Origin of the sequence: Actinoalloteichus spitiensis RMV-1378 (genome assembly GCF_000239155.1) — a bacterium.
Taxonomy (GTDB): Bacteria; Actinomycetota; Actinomycetes; order Mycobacteriales; family Pseudonocardiaceae; genus Actinoalloteichus_B; species Actinoalloteichus_B spitiensis.
Window position 1 is genome coordinate 1 of sequence record NZ_AGVX02000394.1, and the last position, 5,973, is coordinate 5,973.

3 protein-coding genes are annotated in these 5,973 nt (G+C 72.6%); 1 reads left to right on the top strand and 2 read right to left on the bottom strand.

Features of this window, described 5'->3' with window-relative positions; all coding sequences use genetic code 11:
* Positions 1-166 precede the first annotated feature (166 nt).
* Together ACTIDRAF_RS0217155 and ACTIDRAF_RS0217160 are read right to left on the bottom strand one after the other, a co-directional pair.
* A complete protein-coding gene (locus tag ACTIDRAF_RS0217155) occupies positions 167-2,500 on the bottom strand; it encodes an ATP-binding protein (protein ID WP_026066206.1) in 2,334 nt (777 codons plus the stop codon).
* Between the two features lie 108 nt (positions 2,501-2,608).
* Positions 2,609-3,601: a YncE family protein gene (locus ACTIDRAF_RS0217160; protein WP_016699960.1), complete on the bottom strand. Its 993-nt coding sequence runs from the start codon at positions 3,599-3,601 to the stop codon at positions 2,609-2,611.
* A 1,061-nt stretch (positions 3,602-4,662) separates the two neighbouring features.
* Between ACTIDRAF_RS0217160 and ACTIDRAF_RS0217165 the strand changes: the two genes are divergently transcribed.
* Positions 4,663-5,898, top strand: coding sequence for a YcaO-like family protein (locus tag ACTIDRAF_RS0217165; RefSeq protein ID WP_016699961.1), 1,236 nt, complete (start codon positions 4,663-4,665; stop codon positions 5,896-5,898).
* The last annotated feature ends 75 nt before the right edge of the window (positions 5,899-5,973 follow it).

Below are 5,973 nucleotides of genomic sequence, written 5' to 3' on the forward strand. Positions count from 1 at the left end.
AGCCCCGATCCGCCCCGCCCCGCTGGTGCCCTCCCCCCGACAGAGCACCAGCACGCCGGTTCCCCCGACGTCTCTGGACCCCCCGACCCGAGACGTGCCGGCCACGGGGGCGGGCCGCGCCGCCACCGGTGGCGCGCCGGGACGACCGGGGGCGTCCGGTGCCCGGCTACCCGGACGCCCCCGGCCCATCACCACCCGCCGGGCGTTCCGCCACCCAGGAGGCGATCTGCGTCCTGGACCGGAACCCCAGCTTGCCGAGGATGTGTTCCACGTGCGTCTCGGCGGTCCGCCGGCTGATCACCAGCCGCTCGGCGACCGCGCGGTTCGACAGACCCTCCGCCACCAGCCGGGCCACCTCCCACTCCCGCCGGGTGAGGACGGCCGGTTCGCCCCCGGCTTCTCGCCGCGTGGAGGGTGAGCGGCCCAGGGCGTAGTCCACCGCCTCGGCGAGGTCGAAACGTTCTCCCCGTGCGGCGCCGGCGTCGAACCGGCGGGTGCCCAACGCGGCGAGGGAACTCTCCTCGCACTCGCGGTGCCACCGCACGTACGGGGCGAGCTCGAAGAGGTAGACACCCAACGGCCGCCACAGCCGCCTGCTGGCGCCCAGCAGGACCGCGGCCCGCTGGTGCTCCCCGCGCGCCGCCGCCACCCAGGCCAGCAGTTCGAGCGCGTGGACGATGCCGAGGACGTCACCGAAACTCTGCTTGATCTCCACGCACCGGCGGATGATGTCGGGAATCGAGGCCAGTTCACCGCGCGCCCAGCGCGCGAGGGCCGTCACCCACAGTGACCAGGACAGGCACCACTCGTCACCGTGCTCGTCCGACAGGCGAACCGCCTCGTCGCACAGCCGCACCGCCCGGTCGGCGTCCCCGCCGAGCAGGGAGTTCACCGCGAGGTTCGGCAGAGCCATCACCGTGAGCCCCGTCCACCGGCCGTCCTCACGCCCCGATCGGACAGCGCGGACCAGGTGCTCCTCCGCGATCTCGTGACGCTCGTCCAACATCGCCGTGGTGCCGACCGAGTGGTCGACGTAGTGGAGGGCCTCGGTGTCGCCCGCCTCCCGGGCCTCCTCGGCGGCGCGCCAGGCCCGAGCGAAACCCGCTGTCGTCTCGCCCTGCATCGCGGTGATCATCCCGGCGATGGACAGCGCGTGGGTCCGGTCGTGGCTGGGCGTCTCGTCCTCGGCGAGGAGGCCGTCCAACCAGTGGCGCCCGTCCCGGAGTTGCCCGAGGGCGATCCAGAAGAACGCCAGGAGCGCGGCCAACCGCTGACCCGTTCTCGCCTCACCGGGTTCGGTGCGGCAGAAGTCCAACGCTGCCCACAGGTTGAACTGGTCAGCCGCGAGCTTCGCGATCCGGTCCCGTTGCCCGGGGCCGAACCACTCCTCGGCATCCCTGCTGACCATGTCCAGGTAGTGGTCGCGGTGACGTCGACGGAGGGTCCGCAGCCGGGTGGCGTCCAGGTGCTCCCGGCCGAACTCGCGGATCGACTCCAGCAGGCGGTACCGGGCCTCGGAGCCGCCGACGCTCCACTCCCGGCTCAGTACCGAGCGGTCGACCAGGCCGGCGAGCGCGCCGAACACCTCCCCCCGGGGCAGACCGTCCCCGGAACACACCTCTTCCGCCGACCTGAGCTCGAACGCACCCGCGAAGACGGAGAGCCGGGCCCACAGCTCCCGCTCCCGCGCGTCGCAGAGGTCGTAGCTCCACTCGATCGCCGCCCGCAACGTCTGGTGCCGGGGCAACGCCGAGCGGTCCCCACCGGTGAGGAAGGCGTACCGGTCCTCCAACCTGGCCAGCACCTGGTGCACCGAGAGGGTCCGCATCCGCCCGGCCGCCAGCTCGATGGCCAGCGGCAGACCGTCGAGCCGCTGGCACAGCCGCACCACCGCGTCCCGGTTGCTCTCGTCCACCCGGAAGCCCGGGAGGACGGCGGCCGCGCGCTGCTCGAACAGCAGCACCGCCTCCCGCTGGCCGGAGCCCGTACGGCCGGAACGGGGGACGTCCAGCGGGGGGACCGGCCAGATGTGCTCCCCCGCCACCCGCAGCGGTTCCCTGCTCGTGGCCAGTACCCGGACCTCGGGAGCCTCCGCCAGCACCTCCGCCACGAGGGCCCCGCACTCCTCGACGAAGCGGTCGCAGCCGTCGAGGACCAGCAGCAACCGCCGCCCCCGCAGGTGGGACAGCAGCGCCTCCCGGGGGTTCTGGCCCGACTGGTCGAAGACGCCCAGTTCCGCGCTGACCTCGGTGTCCAACAGCCCGGGGTCGGTCAACCGGTCGAGGTCGACCAGCCAGCACCCGTCCGGGAACGCCCGTTGGAGCCGGCGCGCCACCGAGACCGCCAGTCTCGACTTCCCGACCCCGCCGACACCGGTCAGGGTGACCAGCCGTGACGTGGCCAGCAGTTTCCTGACCTGGCTGACCGCCTGCCGTCGTCCCACGAAACTGGTCGTGTCGTCGGGAACGCGGCCCGATCGCGGCAGCGCGGCGCTGCTCACCGTCTCCCCCGTCCACCGCACATCGCTGACCGCCCACCTCGTCCGTCCTGGTACTCCAGGGTGCGTCAGGGTGGGTCGGACCGCCACCGGCCTCCCCGGGGGTCCCGCCTAGCCGCGTTGCCTCGGCAGCAACGCCGAGCAGTCCGGCTCGGTCCTGGCCGGAAAACCGCCGACGATCTCCCGCGCCTCGAGGTCGAGGACACTGACCCTGTCGTCACCCATCTGCGAGATGTAGGCCAGCGGCTGGTCAGGGTGGAAGGACACCGCCGACGGGGGCCCGGAGAGCGAGATCCGTTCGATCGGGCGCAGATCCCCGGTCAGCAGGAGCACGCTGTTCCCGGCCACGTCGGTCATCAACAGCTCGTCGTCGGACACCGCGTACACCCGCAGCGGGTCGCCCTCGACCCGCACCGACTCCCGGACCTCCAGGGTGTTGGCGTCCACCGCCACCAGCTCCGCGCTCCGGCGGGACCCCACGTACAGGGTGCGTTCGTCCTGGCTCAGGCAGCTCCCCTCCGGCATGAGACCGGGGTTCATCAACTCCGGCCCCGCTGTCGGGTCCTGCGGACGGACCAGGCTCACCGTGTGGGACAGCAGCCCCGTCACGTACGCCCGACTGCCGTCCCGTGTGAGCGAGAACAGGTGCGTCTTCACGCCTCCGGTGGGCACCGCCCTGCTCGGTGCGGTGTCCCGCTCGGGCTCGTCGAAGCCGAGCAGGACCGCCGAGGACTCGCTCAGCGCCCACAACCGGTCCTCCGAGTCCAACCGGACGCCGTGGATCCGGTGGAAGGGCTGGGTGTCGATGGTGCGGACCAGCTCGCGGGCCACCAGGTCCACCACGCACACCGCCGAGCCCCCGGTACCCGAGTCCGAGGACATCCGCACGCCGTAGTGGCCGACGTAGGCGAGCCGCCGGCGGGAGTCCACCACCATCTCGTGCGGAAACGCCGGGAGCTCCACGGTACCCACCCGATGTCCCGTGTCCGTGTCGTAGAAGCTCAGCGCGTGGCTCCCCTTCTCGACCAGAACGAGGATGTCGTTCTCCGACGCCCCCCTCACGTCGTCCGCCGCCGTTTCGGCCCTGTCCAGCGCATCGAGCACAACTGCCTCCCACGAAGAGCACTCCCTGGAAGGGCACACTATGCGTAGACGGGCCGTGACCCAATGAACGACCGGGGAATTCGGGGGCGCGCCGCCGACGATGTCAGCGGCGCGCCGATCGGGGTTCCGAGGTTGTCGGCACACAACGTCACCGGCGCTCGCCCCCCGCCGGATGCCTTCCCCGCCACTCCACGTTTCCGCGTCTTCCGCGCTCACGCGCCTTGCTCGGCAGCACTCGAGGATCGGGCCAGGTCAGGGCGGCCATCGGGGGTCAGACGACTTCCCGGGACCGTCCTGGGCGGGATGCCGCGGCACGTTCCGTTCCACGCCGAACATCCGGATCGGCACGCACCGTGACGACTCCGCGGGCGGATGCCGGCAGCCGGCCAGAATCGGAGACCGACATGGTCCTCACGTCGAACTCGTCGCCGCGTCACCGAATGGTCGCCGCCCGGCACGGCGGCCCGGTTCCGCTTCCCCGGCCCGTTCAACCACCCGCCACTACTCCATGAGGTCGCATTGTCACCAGACGCATTGTTCTTGACGCCCTGATCGGTGATAGTCGAGTTGTCCGGGACGAGTGATCTCGGTGGGTACGAATCCGGGCCGGGGGAGGACGGGAATCCGAACCACCACCGGTAGCAGGGGCGCTCCCGCTGCCACCCGGCGGTACCAACGCCCCGGACGCGGTCCCGGTGCCGGGTCCCACGACCGGCTCCGACCGTTCGCGCGAGCACGGCTCGGGGGAGGCGAACCGATGAGCTACTTCCCACGGCAGGCGGCCGTTCCGACCCAGGCCACGGCAGGACCTCGCGACCTCCGCCGGCAGCGACGCCCCACGGCGCACGGCGCGTGCCCCCGACGGGGCGGGCCGCGTCGTGGGTTCCGCCCCGTGCTCCTCCTGGCCGCCTGCCCACCCCGAACCCCGCCCCGGGGCCGCCCAGCACCCACCGGTCGGGGCGCGCCCGCCGTCCGCGTTCCCGGCCAGCGTGGACCCCGGTGGGCGACGACGTACCTGGCGATGACAGGCACGCAGCAGCACCGAATCCAGGAGGCAACCGATGACGACGGGTGAACCGACCACCACCGCGGCCGGACGCCTCACACGACCCAGGCCGGCCTCGTGGCCGGTGCAGGTGTTCCGCCCCTTCCCAGACTGCGACAACGTGGTGTTCGCGCGGACCGCGGCGCGGACGGACGCGTTCGGGCCGACCTCGGCGGCGGCCGGCGCTCCCGTGGTGATCGGCTCCGCCGCCGGGCCGTCCGCCGACGAGGCGACGCCCCGAGCCCGGTCGGAACTGTTGGAGCGGATGCAGAACATCCTGTCCGCCAGGGTCGAGGAGCAGCGGGCGGACATCGTCGCCAGCTTCGACGAACTGCGCAGATCCGGCAGGCTTGCCCTTGACCCGCTCTCCTGGCCGGAGATCACCGACACCGCTTGGCGGCAGGCCCTGATGCTGTGGGTGCGGGGGTTCTCCCTGATCGAGGGCGACGAGGTGTTGGTCCCCGCCTCCGCGGTCTTCCTCCGGCACCGCCCCCCGCCCCAGTGCCGGGGGCTGCTGTTGGCCGGATCCCCCGGCTTGGCCGCCCACCAGGACCCGATCAGCGCCGTCCGGCACGCGGCGCTGGAGATCCTGGAACGGGATCTCCTGGCCAGGGCCTGGTACGACGGCGCGGTGCGGATGGTGCTGCCCGACACGTTCGTCCCGGAGGACCTGCGGCGGCCGATCAGCACCCTGGAGCTGCGCTGCACGGCCTTCCTGATCCCCGGTCCGGAGGGCAGCGGGTGTGTCGCCGTCGCGCTCACCGACGCGGACGGCGGCCGGCAGAGCTTCGGCGCGAGGGCCGTCGCCACCCTCCAGGACGACAGCCTCGTCGCCGCGGTCGGTGTCGCCGTCTACGAGGCCCTGATGGTGCGGTGGAGCATGCGCACCGGCGCGGCGGCGGCCGCGCTCGCCGCCCTCCGCGGGCGCGCCGACCGCGCGCCGCTGGACCCGATCCAGCACTCGGTGCACGCCTACCACCACCAGGACTCCCTGGCCGTGCTCCTCGAGGGCAGCACCGCGTACGAACCGGGACTCGTCGAGGAATCCGACCAGCCGGGTCCGGAGGTCACCTCGGTGTTGGCCGAGTACGGAGGTGACGACGTCGTCGCGGTACCCACCACGCTCGACCTGCCCATGAACCGCGACACGGTGGTGATGCGGGTGGTCGCGCCGGCGGTCCGCCGGTTGCCGGCGGACGAACGGATGGAGTCCGCGCTGCACCCCGATGCCCTACCTCATCCCTTCGGGTGAGTGCGGGAGTGGGCCCGGGGTCAGGCTCACGCGTGACCCGCGGCGCCCGCCGCCACGGTGGGCGATGGGACGGCG

What these genes read in the sequence shown, in the direction of transcription:
- ACTIDRAF_RS0217165 (WP_016699961.1), top strand. Translation starts at nt 4,663, where the DNA reads ATGACGACGGGTGAACCGACCACCACCGCGGCCGGACGCCTCACACGA.